We start from the raw sequence: 17967 nt of genomic DNA on the forward strand, positions 1-17967 counted from the left end.
ATACAGAGTGCCTCTACCGGTTTGTAGATGAACACGTGAGGCCGAACTAGTAACGGATCATAGCACCTCATCCGAGCAAAAAGAAGGTCTCCTAGCTGTAAAAGATTTAACCCTCTCAGAGTGCCCGCGTATAGACTTGGCAGATACTAACCAACAGAAACTATACCGTTATGGCTAAATTAAGAACCTTAGAAGACCTATTTGAGCACCAATTAAAAGACCTTTACAGTGCCGAAAAGCAACTGATAGCAGCCCTTCCTAAAATGGCTAAGGCCACCGAGGATCAGAAACTGCGAAGTGCCTTTGAGAACCACCTGGAGGAAACCAAAGAGCAGAAAGATCGCCTGGAGAAAGTATGCGAGCTGGTAGGCATAAGCCCCGGCCGCATGAAGTGCAAAGCCATGGAAGGCCTGGTAGAAGAAGGCGAAGAAACCATTGAGGAAGATGCCAGCCCCGAGGTGAAAGACGCTGGCCTCATTGCCTCCGCCCAACGCATTGAGCACTATGAAATAGCTGGTTACGGCACGGCTGCTCACTTCGCCGAGCGCCTGGGCCATGCCGAGGCGGCCAAATTATTAAGACAAACCCTTGAAGAAGAGCAGAAAACAGATACCCTCTTAAATAAGCTCGCCAAAGGGTATATCAACCAGAAGGCAGAGTAGTTAAAGATACCATAGTAAGTATAGCCCGCTCCTTGCAAGGCGGGCTATACTTGTTTATAAGGTTAAAGCTATTATTTTCAGATTTCGCGTAAGGCATTGCTGGCAATCGTACGCTTCGATAAATCAAAAACTTATACTATCCTTTGGTTAAAATGAGCCACTGATTTCTGTAAACAACAGCGCTTACTTCCGGTACTGCTCGTCTGTGACTTTCTCCAACCAATCAACCACCTTTCCGTCCAGTTGCTCCTGAATGGCGATATGCGTCATGCCGGTTGTGGAAGTGGCCCCATGCCAGTGCTTTTCTCCTGGAGAGAACCAAACAACATCACCCGGATGTATTTCTTCAACCGGCCCTCCTTCGTGTTGTACCCACCCACAACCGGCTGTTACAAGCAGCGTCTGGCCCAGCGGATGCGTGTGCCACGCCGTTCTGGCACCCGGCTCAAATGTTACGCTGGCTGCAGCGCCGCGTCTTGCCTCATTTGCCTGAAACAAGGGATCAATGCGTACTGCACCCGTAAACCAATCGTCGGGCCCTTTGCCCGAAGGCTGTGAGCCAATTCTTGTAATTTCCATTGTATTTGCTGTTTATACTTCCCTCAAAGAATCCTTGATTAAAGATCAACCCGGAAGATTATACCATTAAGAGCACACTATACTTCAACTGACGCCTTCTTTAAAGAGGCCATATCAATTACAAAGCGATACTTCACATCGCCTTTCAGCAGGCGATCATAGGCCTCGTTGATCTGCTGGATGTTGATCATCTCGATATCTGACACGATGTTGTGTTTGCCACAGAAATCGAGCATCTCCTGGGTTTCGGCAATACCCCCGATCATAGATCCGGCAAAGCTCCTGCGGGAAGGTATGAGGCTGAAGGCGGCCACAGGCAGGGGCTGCTCAGGTGCTCCAACCAGTACCAGGGAGCCATCTATCCGTAGCAGGTTCAGGTAAGTATTGATGTCGTGCTCTGCAGAAACGGCATCCAGAATAAAATGGAGCTTACCCGCATAGCGTTTCATTTGTTCTTCATCCCTCGATAGCACAACTTCATCAGCCCCGAGCCGTTTGGCATCTTCCACTTTAGATGGGGAAGTGGTAAATACAATCACTTCTGCACCCATTGCCTTTGCTATTTTAACGGCCATGTGCCCCAGGCCGCCAAGCCCTACCACTCCTACTTTCTGGCCCGGCCCTACATGCCAATGCTTTAATGGGGAGTATGTCGTGATGCCGGCGCACAACAGGGGTGCAACCGCGGCAAGGTCAAGGTTTTCGGGTACCCGCAATACAAAACTTTCGTCCACTACAATGCTTTCCGAATACCCACCATAGGTTTGTGTGCCCAGGTGCTTATCAGGAGAATTATAGGTTTGAATGTTGCCCTTCGCGCAATATTGCTCCAGATCTTCTCTGCAATACTCGCATTCCCGGCAACTGTCTACCATACAACCAACTGCTGCCAGGTCGCCAGTTTTGAATTTGGAAACATGCTCGCCAACGCGGACCACTTTGCCTACTATTTCATGGCCCGGCACGCAGGGATAAATGGTACCGTGCCATTCATTTCTAGCCGTATGCAGGTCAGAATGGCAAACCCCACAGTATAAGATTTCGATTTCCACGTCATGGGGCGTAGGATTTCTTCGGTTGATATTTACTTCTTCTAAAGGCGCTTCTGCCGCCTGGGTGCCAAATGCTTTTACTTCCTTAACTTCAATAACTTCCATAATTAATACTTAAGATTTCTAAACGATTTATCTACACTTGTACGAACGCTGATCAAAAAGTAGCTGCACAATCGTAGCTCCTCCCCTTGCTTCTTTAAGCCTGAATTTAGGCCGCTGGTTAAATCAGGTTTCGGCACGTACGCCTGAGAAAGAAGCACAACTCACTCGCTTGTACAAATCCTGCCTGCCTTGCATCCTGCCAAAGATTTGGCACTTTCTCCATTTACACCTATCTTCAACAGGCTGTGCATCATACCTCAACACCTATAAGGTAGCGTTGCCACCTTTTATAGTATAGTTGGCAGCCAGAATAGCTTTAACACGATTTTAAAACATAGAAATCAAATCAACAGAACACCTTATGGCAGTGGAAACTAAAAAGGCGTTATCAGCGGAACAACAGAAAGAACTACTCAGCACATTAAAAAGCCGTTTTGAGAAAAACATGAAACGCCATGCAGGGCTTGAATGGGCTTCCGTGGAGGCTAAGCTGGAAAAAAATCCTGAAAAACTATGGTCGCTGTATGAAATGGAAAGAACCGGCGGCGAACCGGATGTTGTGGGCTCCGATGAAAATACAGGTGAATACATTTTTTATGATTGCGCTGCAGAGAGTCCGAAAGGCCGCAGAAGTATCTGTTACGACCGGGACGGGCTGGAGTCCAGGAAAGAACACCGACCGGAAAATAACGCCCTGGACATGGCGGCTGCCATGGGCATCGAACTTTTAACAGAAGCAGAATACCTGGAACTGCAAAAACTTGGAACTTTCGATACGAAAACATCCAGCTGGCTGAAAACGCCCCCGGAAATCAGAAAACTTGGCGGGGCCATCTTTGCAGATTTTCGTTACGGCCAGGTGTTCGTGTATCACAATGGTGCCCCCTCCTACTATGCTGCCCGCGGATTCCGGGGTTCGCTCAAAGTATAAAACATATAAAACAGCCCCTGGCAGCGATACATATTTTGAGAAAAGGCAGCCTTCCCGGAACGGCCATCAAAATTATCTGCGTCATTTAACTGTTTTGCCGCGCACGAATTTCCCTGTTAAGTATAAAACTCTTTTAAAAATCATGTATTTAACAGAATTACTATATATCTTAAGGGCTTGGGTATGATGGAGCTGCTGCTTGCGCTTCCCTCCTAACCGCTTATTCTTATCCTGAAATTGCTATAAAAGATACTTATGCCGAAGATCGTTTCCCCACAAGTTGAGTTTTCAGAGCTGCTACGCCAGGTAAAACAGGTAACCCCCGAGATATTTGATCAGGAGGGGCAATTTCTTAACCTCCTGGAAGGCCGCTGGCAGGAGCCCGGCAAACCCCAGGCGTTTACATCCCCTATTGATGGCTCTGTTATTGGCTACCTTCCCATGCTCGATCGGGCTACCGCCTCGCGTGCGGTAAAGGGGGCTCACCACGAAGCAGTTGATTGGGGCAGGGTGGATCTGGATGAGCGCAAGCAACGCGTGCAGGACTGCCTTGATCAGTTACGCACCCATGTCGAGCTTATTGGCAAGCTATTGATGTGGGAGATCGGCAAAACCTATAAACTTGGCTTTACTGATATTGACCGCTGCATTGACGGCGTGCAATGGTACGTCGACAACATTGAAGAAATGCTGGGCCGCCGTGAGCCCTTGGGCGTGGTCTCGAACATTGCATCCTGGAACTACCCCATGTCGGTGCTGATGCACGCGGTGCTGGTGCAGGTGCTTTGCGGTAATGCAGCCGTGGCCAAAACACCTACAGATGGCGGCTTTATTTCGCTGAGCGTAGCCTTTGCCATTGCCCGCCGCTGCGGCTTGCCTGTTACGCTTGTTAGCGGGTCGGGCGGCGAATTAAGCGAGGTGCTGGTGAAAGATCAGGCTATTGAATGCCTCTCGTTTGTTGGTGGGCGCTACAACGGACGCAACATCGCCGACGCGCTGTCTTCGGTGCACAAGCGCTACATGCTGGAAATGGAAGGAGTCAATACATATGGCATCTGGAATTTCTCGGACTGGGACAGCCTGGGAGACCAGCTCAAAAAAGGCTACGATTACGGCAAGCAACGTTGCACGGCTTACGTGCGCTTTGTGGTGGAGCGCCACCTGTTTCCGCAGTTTCTCGAAACATACTGGAGCGCGATCAGCAGCCTGAAAGTGGGCAACCCTACCCTGGTAGACAACCCAACGGACAAGCTGCCCGACCTGGCCTTTGGCCCTGTGATCAACCGTCGCCAGGCAGAAGACCTTGACCGCCTTTACGCTGATGCCCTTAAGACCGGTGCCACGCCTATTTACGAAGGCAAGCTCGACGACTCGCTCTTTTTACCGGGCCAGGATCGCTCGGCTTACCGTGCACCGCGGGCCCTAGTAAACCTGCCACGCCAGAGCGAGCTATACTTTAAAGAGCCTTTCGGCCCGATCGATTCGATTGTGCTGGTAGACCGTGTAGAGGAATTGGTAGGTGAAATGAATATTTCCAATGGCGCCCTGGTAGCAGCCATTGCCTCCGATGATCAGAAGTGGGCCCAGCGCACGGCCAAAGAAGTACGGGCGTTTAAAGTAGGCATCAACAAACTCCGCTCCAGAGGAGACCGCGAAGAAGTGTTCGGCGGATTGGGCGAATCGTGGAAAGGTGCCTTTGTTGGCGGCAAACTGCTGGTAGAGGCGGTTACGCAGGGAGCACCCACCGAACTGGTGCTCGGCAACTACGAAGATTCCCTCCTGCTACCGGAAAAGATCTAAGCAGGAGTTGCCGCTTATCGGCGCACGCCGCATCAGGTGGGCGAATCATAACTTTACCTCAGATTTCTCCTATCATCGAAATGACAGGTATAAATTTTTTGTCATTTCGACGATAGGAGAAATCTGTTTAATTCAAGTATAAACTTCGTACTTCCCTGTCGTGCTGCTATGCGGGCAAAGGTAATTTTCTTCTTTATTCCTCTTCCGAACGTCCATTGTTGTGTTTCTTTTGCGTACATGATACATAGCAAAACGAAACGAAGTATAATAGCATGAAAATAGCCGTTACCGGCGCAACAGGGCAACTAGGTCGCCTTGTAATAGCCAGACTGAAGGAAAAAGCAGCCACTGACACCCTGATTGGGCTTGTTCGTTCGCCACAGAAGGCAGCGGACCTTGGCATAGAAGTACGTGAAGCCGATTATGACCAGCCAGAAACACTTGATCCTGCCCTGAAAGGCGTAGATACCCTACTGCTGATCTCGGGGAGTGAAGTGGGGAAACGGGCTACGCAGCACCGGAATGTAATTGACGCAGCAAAGAAGGCAGGTGTAAAATGGATCGTTTATACCAGCCTCCTTCATACTGATACGTCATCACTTAGTCTAGCAACAGAACACCTGGCAACAGAAGCGGCACTGGAACGTGCAGGTATTCCCTATACTCTTCTGCGCAACGGATGGTACACTGAAAACTACACCGGCTCCATTTCGGGTGCATTGGCGGGCGGTGCTTTTATCGGCAGTGCAGGCGATGGCAAAATTTCCGGAGCCACACGGGCCGATTACGCGGAAGCAGCAGTGGCTGTTTTAACCGGGAAAGGCCATGAAGGCAGGAAGTATGAACTGGCAGGAGATGAAGCCTTTACCCTTCGAGATCTGGCGGCCGAAATATCCCGGCAAACGGGCAAAACCATTCCTTACAAAAATTTGCCTGAGGCAGATTACGCTGCAGCACTCACCAGCTTCGGCTTGCCGGAAGGGCTGGCGCAGGCCATTGCCGGTTGGGATACCGGGGCCTCGCGCGGCGATCTGTTCGATGACAGCCGCCAGCTTTCCACCTTGATCGGGCGCCCCACCACACCACTGGCAGATGCGGTTGCGGAGGCAATCAAATAGACTTTGGCACTTGACTAAGCTGCCCGGCTTTGCGGACTGATAAAGTATAAACGAAAACGCAGCATACAGCCAGCTAATAATAAGGCTTTCGCGTTGTGCGGTAATTTTTCGCTGCACAACGCGAAAGTTCACCATCAAAAACCTACTATAACAAACTGCTTGACAGGGTTTGCCTTCCGACACTCGCGTTTGGTCTTTCATTAGCAACACAAAAGAAAACGCCTGCCAGCTGCATCTATCCTTTATCCTGCCTGGGCAAAATCAGCATCACCTGACCCTTACAACTTATCGATCATATCGCCAAGGTCACTCACGCCTAAGGTGAACATCATAAGCACGATGCCCAGGAGGATCTTCACGACGGCCGGTATCGGGAAGCCGAGCTTTTTCCGGAGCAAGGTATTTGTCTGGGGCAGGTAAAGGATAGCCAAAAGCAGGTAAATAATTCCCGGTACAGGGTGCACTAGCACCGCATTCAACACAGCTATTACGGTAAGCACAAGGGCAAACAGCCCGCTGATGAGAGAGCCCCAGTTTAATGTTCTGTTCATAAGTTTGCTCGTTAATTAATGTATAAAATGTTTGGTATTCCGCTTTCCTTCCTGCGGCTCCTACCATTGCCCCGCCGCTTTGTTTTCTCAGCAAAAGCAAGTTTCTCCTACTTCACTCCTTCAATATCCCCGGTAGTGCCGCTAAAAACCGATCATTTATACTTTGCAGTTGCTACTTAAAATTGAATAGCAGCGGAAACAGGAAGACCACGATCATTGCCCAGATACCGTAAACGGGCAGAAACAGCGCAATGGACCGTCCGACGTCTGCTAAAGCATACTTCTTTGTTTGTGACCTGAAAAGCAGTACCGTGATGAAGAGCAGGTTTAGCAGCATAAGGATATTACTGCCCAGCACAGCCAGCCTGTTTGGGGTGATGCCCCATTCAGCTATCCGGAAAAGGATGGCTGAAAGCGCAATACCATTTACCACAATCGTGACGGCCGCCAACAGGAAAAGGACCCAGGTAGCCATAGCGTTTCCGGCAGTTGCAGCGCTCTCTGCCACCGAAAAGAAAATAATGGCCATCACGCCGATCAAAAGCAAATTAAAAATGAGGAGGAATTCGCGGTCGTTGTAAGGGTCTTTCCCGGAATAGATGATCGCAAAAAGGTAAATCACGAGCATGACCAGCACCAGCGGACTGAAGATTTTAGCAATGACCGGGGAAACCTTATTTACCAGCTGCGGATTGGTCTGGATCAGGTAAGTGCCCACAATTGGCGCCGCTGCCAGTCCGAAAATACCGAAATACGCAAAGTATAACTGCTCGATTCGTAGCCCTATCAGCAAAAAGAGGTTGATCGTGAGGGCGGTCATAATCCCCCCGGCAATCAGGATAAGCGTTGTCATCACGATCAGGTCGCCGTTATACTTCAGGTAATCGAGCCGTCGGTTATGGTCTGTCAGGTTGTTGCCAGTAAAGGCCGCGCCCAGCAGCACCCACAACAGCAAAGGCAAATGGATGCAGGCCAGCAGTAACGTGTCGCTTTGGGTAGAGGCAGGCAGGACGTTGATATAAAAAAGCGAAAGCAGCATGACGGCGCCTATCACGACGATGAGCCTGGTATGCAGGTTATTTTTCCAGGCAAAGTAAGCCGTTAGGATCGGCAGGAAAATAAAGCCAATATTCCGGGGATAAAAGAACGCTTCATCGAGGTGGAAGATGATTGGAATTTTGGCAATAAAACCAGCTACGAGCGCACCCATAATCACAAGGGCCAGTTCCCTGCTGCTGCCCCAGTTAATGTCATCCGTATCATAATACAGCCTTTCGTACCAGAAATCAGCAAGGGCGTTGCCTTTCAGCTCAGGGTATAAGGCGCTGAACTCCCGCTTAAAAGGGGCCTTGTTGCTGCGGTATAGCTTTTCCAGCTGCCGCGGGTCGTTCAGATGCGTAAGTATTTCCGTTTTCATGGAGTTTTCAAATAGCTGATTATAAAGGATTTCTAACAATGGCTTTCAGTTTAACTTCCGGCAAAAGGGCTCCCGAAAATGCCCACAGCAAGTTCTGCCCAAATAAGCAGGAGCGCTACAAGTATAAGCGCAATGATGCCGATGCGGTAGTCTCTGTTCCTGACTTTCCGTATCACTAGCTCAGCTAAAAGGCCTGTGCCGAGCAACAATGTCCCCATCACCATGAAATCGATTAAATTCCAGTCTACCTCTTCTGTAAACTGCATGGCGATCAGAGGAATGAGTAGTATGCCTACTACTGTAAGTACAATCCCGATAAGTCTTCTGTTTTGCGTCATCATAAAGCTGTGTTTTTAGGTTTATAAATTTATTTAATGCCTGTATTTTAAGCTGCTACAGGCTCAGCATCATAAGTTCTATTTTATCGAATAACTCGCCTACCCCCACAGCTGCCCAGCTAATAAAGAGGCCCAGCAGGATCTTTACTACGCCCATTTTAGGAATGGAAAAGCCGGTCGTTTTTTGGAGTAGCGCATTTACCGGAAGAAAATACACCAAAGAGAGAAGAAGTATAAACACGCCAAACCCGGGATCGTTGCCCCAGAACGTATTCACCACACCGATTGCAAAGAAAACGGTTCCGAACAGCCAATTGATGATCTTCAAAGCGACAGATCCGTCATTTACGCCTGTTTCTGCCTGCCATTTCTTGTCGTCCTTCATCATTTTATACTTTAAATGTGTTAGCCTTAATTTCAATCCTGATCTAAGAAGGCTGCTTAATCCCACATTGTGCCGTTCAGCCCTAGCACAGTTCCGAGCCACAGCACCACCAGGAAAACCAGCAGGCTGAGGATATAAGCTACCACTGTTCTGCCCCCGCCCTGAGCGCGCAGAGGATCCATGTTGTAAAAGAACAGCCCACCCAGCGCACCGGCAGCCGGCACCATCAATAGCGGCTTGACCATCCAGAATGAGGGCCAGGCGGGATCAGGCGCTCCGGCCCCGATCAGAAAAAATGCGATGAGGATAAGGCCAACTGTTGCGCCCTGCAACATGCGTTTCCCCACGGATGCCGGATGAACCGGCTTATTCCGCAATTCGTTTTGCTGTGTCATACTATTTCTGTTTTATACTTCTATAAAGTACTTTGAATTACAAAGTTTAAGAACAAAAAAAATATCAGCTGTCTTTCCTGTTATTTAAAATCAGCTGTTCCAGCGCATCCAGGTGGCTGTTGAAAGCTTCACGGCCCGCCTCAGTGGCAAGGTATGTAGTGTTTGGTTTTCGGCCCACAAACTGCTTTTCTACGCGCAGGTAATCGGCTTCTTCCAGCGCCCGCAGGTGGCTGGCCAGGTTCCCGTCCGTAAGTTGCAGGGTATCTTTCAGGGTGCTGAAATCTACCTTCTCCTCCACCATCAGCACCGACATAATGCCTAGCCGCGCCCTGCTTTCGAAGGCTTTGTTTATATTTTCAAGGTAATCTTTCACAGGGCTGCTACCGTTCGTATTTGAAGTATACCAGCGTACCATACACGATGTGCAGCACCCCGAATCCGAGTGTCCAGGCGAACAGCCCATACCCTATAAAAAAGCTGGCAAGCAACCCAAGTACAAGCTCACAAAGGCCCAGGTAACGAATATCGCTCAGGGTATACTTGCTGGCATTTAACAGCGCGCACCCATAAAAAAGCAGCATCGCAGGGGCCACTAAGTAGAGCAGACCATGATAGATCAGAATCGCACAAAAAATACCGCCGGCAGCTAAAGGGATGAACAGGTTAATAAGCATCCTTTCGGTTTTACTATCCCATACCCGGTGATTGGATTTGCGGGCGTTGCGTGCCGTAAAATAAATGGCCGAGCAAAGAGCAAGTATAAACACGAGCGCTGCCACCGCAAGTATAAACAAAACCGCTTCCCGGGTAAGATAGCGTCCCGCATCCTGCTTATAATCGATGTGGTGCGTGAGCAGGTACCATTTTACAACAACTGCCCCTAATAGGGCCGATACGCCGGCTGCCACACCCGAAAGCCCGCTCAGCGAAATAAAGCGGGAAGAGCGGTCCATGATGTTACGGATCTCGTGCAGGGCTGCTAACTGGTCTTGCTGCTGGTTCATCTTAAAGTACTTTGTGTTTCAAAGTTAGTTAAGCTTTACGTAAGCGCAAGTAATTTGATATAAATATTTTCGGGGGAGTGTTTTCCTTACAAACACTTCCAGCAGCCAACCTGCTCTATGCAACCTGATCTGCGAAAAACAGCGCTATCTCTAAGTTTCCCTTCATCCCAAACGCGCGTAAATTTTTCCACCCCCTAAATCCGGTCCTTCCTTCGGCATCGTAGGTCTTGCAATCTACAGGTTATACATCCCTGTAGCTCATCAAAAACTTGTTCACTAAACGCTTATACTTATGAAAAAACTACAAGACAAACCATCCGGGAAAGATGCCGGCTTAACCAGCAACTTGTTGGTTCCGATGCAGCGCCGTATGTTCTTCCGTTATGCAGGCGCAACCGCAGCAGTTACGACACTTCTATTTGCCACTTCCTCCTGCGACAACGACGATGATGAAGCGCCGCTGGACCCGACAGCGGTAGACCTGGGTTCTGGCGACACCGGTGTGTTAAATTATGCTTATGCTTTGGAGCAACTGGAAGCTGCCTTTTATACCCAGGTGGTAGCCAAATCGCTGAGTATGTTTAACCAGACAGAGCAGCAGATCATGCAGGACCTGAAAGGGCATGAAAATATTCACCGCGATTTCCTGAAAGCGGCACTTGGTTCCGCGGCCATACCTGACCTGGAAGTAAATTTCAGTGCCATCGACTTCAATGATAAAAACAGCATTTTATCAACTGCCCGCACGTTCGAAGATCTGGGAGTGGCGGCCTACAATGGCGCCGGAAGGCTGTTAGAAAATGCCGGGTACCTGACATTAGCCGGCAAGATCGTTTCGGTGGAGGCACGCCATGCAGCCGTTATCCGGGACCTGATCACAAACGGCACCTTTTCCGACTCGGCCAACGACAAAGGGCTGGATCCGGCTATGATGCCGGCCGATGTACTGGCCGCAGCCTCTGCGTTTATCAAGACAAAAATTTCTGCTAACAACTTACCTAAATAAGCCGCGCCATGAACATTTTCAACATACTAGAAGATATACAAAAAGCTGATCCGGAAGTATACAACAGGATCGACTCCCGCCGAAGCGCTTTTAAAAACCTTGGAAGCTTTGGCAAAAAAGCGGCTCTGGCTGCTATCCCGCTGGCCCTCGGCTCCGTTTTTCAGAAGGCCTACGGGCAAAGCTCCGGCACAGTGGTTGATGTGCTTAACTTCGCGTTGAAGCTGGAATACCTGGAGCGTAATTTTTATACCCAGGCTTTAGCCGCTAACGGCCTGATAACAGACACTGCTGCCAAAGCAGCCCTACAGAAAATACAACAGCACGAGGCAGCGCACGTGGACCTGCTGAAAGCAACCATCCAAAGCCTGAACGGAACGCCCATCAGCGAACCAACCTTTAATTTCGGAAAAAATTTCCCGGACTGGAACACCAACTACCAGACATTTCTGACACTGGCGCAGGCTTTTGAAGACACCGGAGTGCGAGCCTACAAAGGTCAGGCAGCAAACCTGATCAGCAACGATACCGTGCTGACAGCTGCTTTGCAGATACACTCAGTGGAGGCACGCCATGCGGCGCATATCAGGCGCATGCGTAGCAAAGCAGGATGGATTTTGGGAGCAGGTGCTAATAGCAATGTACCTGCAGGTGCTCAGCCGGTTTATGCCGGCGAAGACAACGTAGCGCACGGCGGCATAAACGATATCACATCGCTGGGTGGCGGTTACTCAACAGAAATTGCTACCGGCGCATTCGATGAGCCATTGACTAAAGAAAAAGTAGCTGAAATTGTATCGCTTTTTGAATAACCATTCTGCTAAACAACCGTGATTTTCCATCAATGTAAGTTTGAAAAGAGCTGCCCCTGGCGGCTCTTTTCCTTTCAGCTTAGGGCTAAATTTCAGGCTAATTCGTTCGCTATTGGTGCTCTGGATCTGACCTAAATTGTAGCTATCTAAACTTTTTACCTCTCACCATGTTGGACTTTTATTCCTGGCAAGTATAAATTACACTAAAACCTACCAGAATTTTACTACATTACGAGTACCCTTATAAAATTTGTTCATTATAAAGGTAAACAGATTGGCTAACCAACACTCAGTACCCAAAGTAAGTGAAGAAGACCTGGTGTCCCGCCTCCGCAACCGGGATACCTCGGCCATGTCTGTGCTGTATGATATGTACAGTGCCACCCTATATGGTGTGGTTTTGCAGATCGTACGGATCGAGGAGACGGCGGAGGATGTGCTGCAGGAGGCATTCCTGAAAATATGGAACTCATTTGAACATTATGATGCGTCGAAAGGAAGGCTTTTTACCTGGATGATCAACATCTGCAGAAACCAGGCGATCGATTCAATCCGCTCCAAGCAGCACCGCGTAAGTAACCTGACACAAGATATCACGACCAACGTACACGCCAGCCTTTCGGCAGTAGCGTTTAAGCCGGAGCATGTCGGTGTCTATGATATGATCGAGAACCTAAATCCGGAACAGAAACAGGTCATAGACCTGATGTATTTTGAGGGATTTACGCAAAGCGAAATTGCTGAAGCATATAACATACCTTTGGGAACAGTGAAGACCAGGGCGCGCAGCGCTGTAAAATCTTTGTCCAAATTTTTTAAAGACCGTGCATAACGAAGATTACATAGCATCCGGAATTCTGGAGCTTTATGCAGCCGGAGGCTTGACCCCGGCTGAATGCGAGGAAGTAGAACGCCATGCCGCTGCTTCTCCTGCCGTGCGCCAGGCCCTGGAGGAAGCCTGCGCTACGATGGAAGCGTATGCGAACCTTTATGCTGTTCCCCCCAGAGCCGCGCTCAAAGACAGGGTTATGCAGCACATCGATAGTTCAGCGCATGCAGAAACTCCTGTTAGGGCGCTCTATCCGGAAGATCGTAAAGAAGCGGGTGCCTTCAAATGGCTGTTTGTGGCAAGCATTGTATTGGTTTTATTATCTGGCTTTTTGTGCTTTCATTTTTATACCAAATGGCAGCAGGCCGAAGAAAGACTGGCTGGTGCTATTGCCTCGGAGCAGCAGCTGGCACAAAATTTTGAAAGGACCTCACTTCAATTGCAGAATCAGGAAGAAATCCTCTCGGTTCTGCGAAACCCGGAGTTTAAATCTGTCAGATTGGAAGGTGTAGAATCTCATGCCGGCGCCAGTATGATGGTTTACTGGAACGCGCGTCAGCAAAAAGTATTTGTTGATGAAGTCCGCTTACCCGCACCACCTCCTGGTAAGCAGTATCAATTATGGGCGCTACAAGACGGACAGCCGATTGATGCGGGGCTGATCGCGATTTCGGATGCGAAAGCAAGTATGCAGCAGATGAAAAAGATCAGCGCTGCGGAGGCTTTTGCCGTGACCCTTGAACCGGTTGGTGGAAGCAAGACGCCAACACTGGAACAGCTTACTGTAATGGGCAAAATCACCTCCTGATTTTATACTTACTTTATTTAGGAACATGCCGCTTTAGAAGGTTTATTGCTTAACTAGCAGCAGTGAACGTATAAAGCTTGTTCCGGTATACTTTCGAAAGCTTATATAAATTAACTAGTACCTGCTAACTCCAAAGGCTCCTGTTGCCTGTTCGGCTTCCTGCTTCATCCCTTCCCTAAATACCACAACTCTTTCATTTTTAAAAAGTTAAAAATAAACATGGAAGTATACAGCGATGATCATATCAGGCTGACCTATACCGCGGAACAGAGCCTCTTATATGCCGTCTGGAAAGAGCATAAGGAGTATGATGCTGCAGCGGTAAAACAGGCTTTCATGGCCATAGTGGCCACTGCCACCGAACATAAAATACTGAACCTCATGCTGAACTTTGCCAACAACACCCAAAACTTAACAGAGGCTGAATACAAAAGTCTGATCGCCCAACTGGCGCTGGGGCTGCAGCATACTTCCACCCAGAAAATAGCCTGCATCGGCCCGATCGACAGTCCGCGCGAACAAAGCATCCTCGCTGCGTTTAACGAGATCAAAACAGCTATTCCGCTGGCTTTGGACTTCCGCTTCTATTCTAACAGGGCATCGGCCTTGCAATGGCTACTTACCTGACAGAAAACTAGTATAGGCATACTCCCTGCGGCTATCGCCGGTTAAAGTATAAACGCCGTTTAGATTGTTGGCTCTTTTGCTATTTAAGCGGCATTTACACATTGCTGCAAAGAAGAGCAATACGCCTTACGTTTCCACCAGCTGCGTTTTCAGGCCTGCCAGGTTTCCGGTTCTAGTCCTGCCCAGCACAAGGGCCGTTTTCCGGCGCGCACCAACCCGGTATACTTTAACATCCTGCAGGTGCTGCGCCAGAAAAGCCTGCAACTGCTGAAAGCGCTGGGCCATTTTCCTGTCCTCCTCCCCCATGTCAGGCGTTTCTGTTACCTGGTTGCGGAAAAATGCGGCAAGCGTCACAGTCTCTGTCTTTTCACCCGCAGGCATACCGGCCCAGGAGGTCAGTTCTGCTGCCGTGGGCTCATTCCCTTCCATTGCAGGAAAATGTACTACCACGAATGGAGCATCTGTTTCGCTCACATAGTATAAGCCTTCTGCCTGTTGCCGGAGCCCTTCCAGCAGGGCCGCTGTGGTAGCAGCATTCTCTCTTTCGCTTGCGTTCATGTCTTTCTGTGGCGCTTACACCATTTACCTGACCTATTTATAGTACGGCAGCCGCTGCTACGAGGCGGGCACCCTATCTACCTGGCTCTCGAGCACCTGCTGCACCTGCTCGGGCAAGGCCGAGAGCAGATCGTACCCAGTGGCTTTTTCAATCGCGTCTACTGTGGTGCGGTAGGAGGCCCAGTCGGAACGGACGCTCTCCTCGTTGGGTGTATCCACGGCAATCACCCGGGTCGTTCTGCTGATGCGCTGCAGGTCATTTTCTCCTTCGGGGAGCACCACCAGCACTTTCCAGATGCGGGCGGGCACTGTTATCCGGCCGTTGTCTATGGTTTTGGCAAAGCCATTACTGCCCGTACCTCCCTGGCCATAGCTGCCCATCACCACATATACTTCCATGCCTGCCGCTACCAATGCACGGGTATAATCCTCCAGGTTCGCCCATGTCTGCTGGTTGTTATTTGGAGCCTGCGGAATCATGTTGGTCATCAGAAAGGTGGCTGCATTGCTTTCTACGGAGTTTGTCCGGTCTGCTGAAGGCGTGTTATGCCCGCGATCGAAGCCACTGCCCCTGTACGCCGAGGCACTTACCTGGTACCAGCCTTCCGGCAAAGCAGGATCCGGGCGAAAGTTATCCTGCCGTTCGGCCGAACCCAGCCACTGCCTGCTCACATGCCAGCTCACCCAGTTCGGCGTGCCGCGCTGCCGGCTATAGGAAAGCGCAAACTGCGGCTTTAGCAGCAGGAAGTTGTTCTCCTGGGTGGCACTGGCGGTAGCGCCGCTGGGGTTTCCCAATAGCAACTGCTCCTGCTCCGGGGTGATTGTCTTACCGGGTATTAACTGCGTTTCTTTACAGCCGGAAAGCAGCAGAAAGAGTACGAGAATGTATTTGTAGGTTTGTTTAAAGGTCTTGCTCATGCTTAAAGTTAAGCAACAAGACCTTTGCAGCTGCCATGGAAGCAGCTATTACCCGGAAAGCTTAAATCTTACATTCCTTAAATCCAGTAACGCTACAAAGTATAGTCTTTCAGGCGCAATTCTAGGAAGAAACATTGGAAACGTGCGGACACAAGCGGACGCTCGCGCCGGAAAGGGCTGTTCGGCAAAACGCCCAAGTAGCTTCAAAAAAAAGCGGGGTGAATACGTATATCCACCCCGCTTTTATACTTTATATAATATCCTTTATCAAAGCTTTACAAGCGTAGGCAGCTGCGCTTCGAAGAGCCGTGTAAATTCCTGGCTGGTGAGGATGTGCCCTTGTTTTTGTGCACTATTTGCCAGGTTATAGCCCCATTCAGCAGCGGCCATGCGCTGTGTCGGCGTGCCATGGTGGCCCGTACTTGTAAAAGAACAATCGCCTATGTTAAAGAACACCTGCAAGAATTGCTGCACCCGCTTCCATTGCATCGAAGCGCCTCTTGCATGCGAGAGGTAGTAGGCTGAATAGGCATCTGCCATCAGTTCGGTTCTGCGGGTAGCCTCCGGGCTGCGGACGCCTTCAAACAGGTTTAGTTGAAACTGGATGTGGTGGCCAAATTCGTGCGCGAGAATAGCCTGTGGGGCAATGTCTCCATACCCGAGGGCAGAAAAAGCTTCCATAATGCCATCGCCCATAATGATCTTATCCGGTATGTTGGCGTATGGTTGGTAGTTAAATCCTTTAATGGCAAAGGCATTAAAAGTAAAAATAGGATGATCACCCCCTCTGTACTGCGGGAACACCTTTACCAATTCTACCACGATATCAGCCAGGTTGGCTGCTAAGGAGGGACTTAAGCCATACACGGCAACATAGGTTCTGATGATCTTATCTCTGTCCTGCAGCATGTTTCCATGCATGGCAGCCAGTACAATGTCGTCTGATTGAATATTCCAGAAACGTTTCAGATCCTTGAACGCTTTCGTTACCTGGTGTGTATATTCTCCATCTACGCCGAAATACTGGTTCTCAGAGCTGTTTTCAAACACGTAGGCTTCATACGTGGGCAGATCGAGCATCGCAAAATCAAGCACATACCCTATTATCTCCGCGTTCCAGTCAGCCAGTTGTTTATCCAGCCATACGTTCATAGGGGTATTTGCATCGCAGGGAGTGGGTTCTATGGCCAGCGCACTACGGACCAGGTCCCGGTAGTGCGCATCGGTTTGTAATAACTGCGCAGAACTTTGCCTGAGTTGTTCTTCAAAGCCCGCCGGCAGCGAAGCGCGCAAGCGGCTGAGCTTTTCTGCGGATGCTTTTGAAACTTGATTTGCCTGAATGGTAGACGCAGGGTTTACGGTGCTGTCGATCTCTTTATCGCAACCGGTCAGAAGGAAAAAAGAAAAGGCGAGGAAAGCCGTCAGGAGTCTGAAGTGTTTCATAGAATTGTCTTTTGATTAAATTGATGGGAGATAAACCGGTAGTAGTTGGCAGCTAAGTATAAACAGAAGGCATACCGCACTACATGGCTATGAAAGCTATAAGGTACAAATTTTACTTTTTAATTGACTTATTAAAAGTATTAATTGTACTAACAAAGCACATAATCTTAGTAAACGTTCCTAAAATGAAAGGGAACCACTGCTTTCACCTTCTGAAAGCTTCTGCTTGGCTAGCAATAGAATTTGAATCGAATACTAACTAAACAGGTTTAGAGATTGCTATAACTGGCTGCTGCCGCTGATGGGAAACATGGCGGTTGAATTTCACACCAAAGCAGGTGAAGCAAAACCGTACCCTTTATACAAGCAGGGAGATTGAAGTATTATGACACTCGCCTAAAGACTTATTTGAACATAAAGGCAGAAAATGATCATGCTGCTTTGCCGGTATAGCCTTAAAATCCATGATCGTTCTTACTTCTTATCTTAGGCAAGTATAAGTAGCCTTCTTGTACAGGACTGCACGTAAACCTAAGTTGAAAAACAGCGAGCGAAAACCTGGATAATCAACAACTAATACAAACTTACGCCGTTGTAAATTATTGATAGATAACTTATTAACCAAAATTTAT

At 49.1% G+C, this 17967-nt stretch carries 21 protein-coding genes; 9 read left to right on the forward strand and 12 right to left on the reverse strand.

Features of this window, described 5'->3' with window-relative positions:
- Positions 1 to 170: 170 nt before the first annotated feature.
- Complete coding sequence (locus tag LWL52_RS11040; RefSeq protein ID WP_242919776.1) at positions 171 to 662, forward strand: YciE/YciF ferroxidase family protein; 492 nt, start codon at positions 171 to 173, stop codon at positions 660 to 662.
- A gap of 183 nt (positions 663 to 845) precedes the next feature.
- On the opposite strand, the gene LWL52_RS11045 is transcribed toward LWL52_RS11040, so the two are convergent.
- Positions 846 to 1241, reverse strand: a complete 396-nt coding sequence (locus tag LWL52_RS11045) for a (R)-mandelonitrile lyase (RefSeq protein WP_242919778.1) — start codon at positions 1239 to 1241, stop codon at positions 846 to 848.
- 77 nt (positions 1242 to 1318) lie between these two features.
- On the reverse strand, positions 1319 to 2398 hold the full coding sequence (locus tag LWL52_RS11050; RefSeq protein ID WP_242919780.1) for an NAD(P)-dependent alcohol dehydrogenase: 1080 nt from the start codon (positions 2396 to 2398) through the stop codon (positions 1319 to 1321).
- Positions 2399 to 2759: 361 nt separating this feature from the next.
- Between LWL52_RS11050 and LWL52_RS11055 the strand changes: the two genes are divergently transcribed.
- From LWL52_RS11055 to LWL52_RS11065, 3 genes are all read left to right on the forward strand, one after another.
- Entirely contained in the window at positions 2760 to 3329 is a 570-nt protein-coding gene (locus LWL52_RS11055) for a DUF4256 domain-containing protein (protein WP_242919782.1), read from the forward strand.
- Positions 3330 to 3584: 255 nt separating this feature from the next.
- Complete coding sequence (locus tag LWL52_RS11060; RefSeq protein ID WP_242919784.1) at positions 3585 to 5129, forward strand: aldehyde dehydrogenase family protein; 1545 nt, start codon at positions 3585 to 3587, stop codon at positions 5127 to 5129.
- Positions 5130 to 5401: 272 nt separating this feature from the next.
- A complete protein-coding gene (locus LWL52_RS11065) occupies positions 5402 to 6247 on the forward strand; it encodes an SDR family oxidoreductase (RefSeq protein WP_242919786.1) in 846 nt (281 codons plus the stop codon).
- A gap of 278 nt (positions 6248 to 6525) precedes the next feature.
- Here LWL52_RS11065 and LWL52_RS11070 read toward each other — a convergent pair whose 3' ends face one another.
- The 7 genes from LWL52_RS11070 to LWL52_RS11100 all read right to left on the reverse strand — a co-directional run bounded on the left by LWL52_RS11070 (position 6526) and on the right by LWL52_RS11100 (position 10337).
- Positions 6526 to 6798: a hypothetical protein gene (locus LWL52_RS11070; RefSeq protein ID WP_242919788.1), complete on the reverse strand. Its 273-nt coding sequence runs from the start codon at positions 6796 to 6798 to the stop codon at positions 6526 to 6528.
- A 172-nt stretch (positions 6799 to 6970) separates the two neighbouring features.
- The gene (locus LWL52_RS11075; protein ID WP_242919790.1) at positions 6971 to 8215 is read right to left on the reverse strand and encodes a hypothetical protein; all 1245 of its coding nucleotides are present in this window, start codon (positions 8213 to 8215) and stop codon (positions 6971 to 6973) included.
- 50 nt (positions 8216 to 8265) lie between these two features.
- On the reverse strand, positions 8266 to 8556 hold the full coding sequence (locus tag LWL52_RS11080) for a hypothetical protein (RefSeq protein WP_242919792.1): 291 nt from the start codon (positions 8554 to 8556) through the stop codon (positions 8266 to 8268).
- A gap of 52 nt (positions 8557 to 8608) precedes the next feature.
- Positions 8609 to 8941 carry a hypothetical protein gene (locus LWL52_RS11085; RefSeq protein ID WP_242919794.1) on the reverse strand — a complete coding sequence of 111 codons (333 nt, stop codon included), beginning with the start codon at positions 8939 to 8941 and terminating at the stop codon, positions 8609 to 8611.
- 53 nt (positions 8942 to 8994) lie between these two features.
- Positions 8995 to 9333 (reverse strand): potassium transporter KefB, encoded by a 339-nt coding sequence (locus tag LWL52_RS11090; protein ID WP_242919796.1) that lies wholly within the window; start codon positions 9331 to 9333, stop codon positions 8995 to 8997.
- A gap of 64 nt (positions 9334 to 9397) precedes the next feature.
- The gene (locus LWL52_RS11095) at positions 9398 to 9706 is read right to left on the reverse strand and encodes a winged helix-turn-helix domain-containing protein (RefSeq protein ID WP_242919798.1); all 309 of its coding nucleotides are present in this window, start codon (positions 9704 to 9706) and stop codon (positions 9398 to 9400) included.
- 7 nt (positions 9707 to 9713) lie between these two features.
- A complete protein-coding gene (locus LWL52_RS11100) occupies positions 9714 to 10337 on the reverse strand; it encodes a hypothetical protein (RefSeq protein WP_242919801.1) in 624 nt (207 codons plus the stop codon).
- A 292-nt stretch (positions 10338 to 10629) separates the two neighbouring features.
- Between LWL52_RS11100 and LWL52_RS11105 the strand changes: the two genes are divergently transcribed.
- The 5 genes from LWL52_RS11105 (at position 10630) to LWL52_RS11125 (ending at position 14416) form a co-directional block, all read left to right on the forward strand.
- Complete coding sequence (locus LWL52_RS11105; protein ID WP_367615702.1) at positions 10630 to 11343, forward strand: ferritin-like domain-containing protein; 714 nt, start codon at positions 10630 to 10632, stop codon at positions 11341 to 11343.
- An 8-nt stretch (positions 11344 to 11351) separates the two neighbouring features.
- Positions 11352 to 12152 (forward strand): ferritin-like domain-containing protein, encoded by an 801-nt coding sequence (locus tag LWL52_RS11110; RefSeq protein ID WP_242919803.1) that lies wholly within the window; start codon positions 11352 to 11354, stop codon positions 12150 to 12152.
- 274 nt (positions 12153 to 12426) lie between these two features.
- A complete protein-coding gene (locus tag LWL52_RS11115; RefSeq protein WP_242919805.1) occupies positions 12427 to 12984 on the forward strand; it encodes an RNA polymerase sigma factor in 558 nt (185 codons plus the stop codon).
- On the forward strand, positions 12977 to 13789 hold the full coding sequence (locus tag LWL52_RS11120) for an anti-sigma factor (protein WP_242919807.1): 813 nt from the start codon (positions 12977 to 12979) through the stop codon (positions 13787 to 13789). The genes LWL52_RS11115 and LWL52_RS11120 overlap by 8 nt, the downstream gene beginning before the upstream one ends.
- A gap of 219 nt (positions 13790 to 14008) precedes the next feature.
- Positions 14009 to 14416: a hypothetical protein gene (locus LWL52_RS11125; protein ID WP_242919809.1), complete on the forward strand. Its 408-nt coding sequence runs from the start codon at positions 14009 to 14011 to the stop codon at positions 14414 to 14416.
- A gap of 126 nt (positions 14417 to 14542) precedes the next feature.
- On the opposite strand, the gene LWL52_RS11130 is transcribed toward LWL52_RS11125, so the two are convergent.
- From LWL52_RS11130 to LWL52_RS11140, 3 genes are all read right to left on the reverse strand, one after another.
- Entirely contained in the window at positions 14543 to 14974 is a 432-nt protein-coding gene (locus LWL52_RS11130) for a nuclease A inhibitor family protein (RefSeq protein WP_242919811.1), read from the reverse strand.
- A gap of 57 nt (positions 14975 to 15031) precedes the next feature.
- Positions 15032 to 15892, reverse strand: coding sequence for a DNA/RNA non-specific endonuclease (locus LWL52_RS11135; RefSeq protein WP_242919813.1), 861 nt, complete (start codon positions 15890 to 15892; stop codon positions 15032 to 15034).
- A 267-nt stretch (positions 15893 to 16159) separates the two neighbouring features.
- Entirely contained in the window at positions 16160 to 17335 is a 1176-nt protein-coding gene (locus LWL52_RS11140) for a neutral zinc metallopeptidase (protein ID WP_242919815.1), read from the reverse strand.
- Positions 17336 to 17967: the final 632 nt, after the last annotated feature.

The organism is Pontibacter liquoris (assembly GCF_022758235.1).
Taxonomy (GTDB): Bacteria; Bacteroidota; Bacteroidia; order Cytophagales; family Hymenobacteraceae; genus Pontibacter; species Pontibacter liquoris.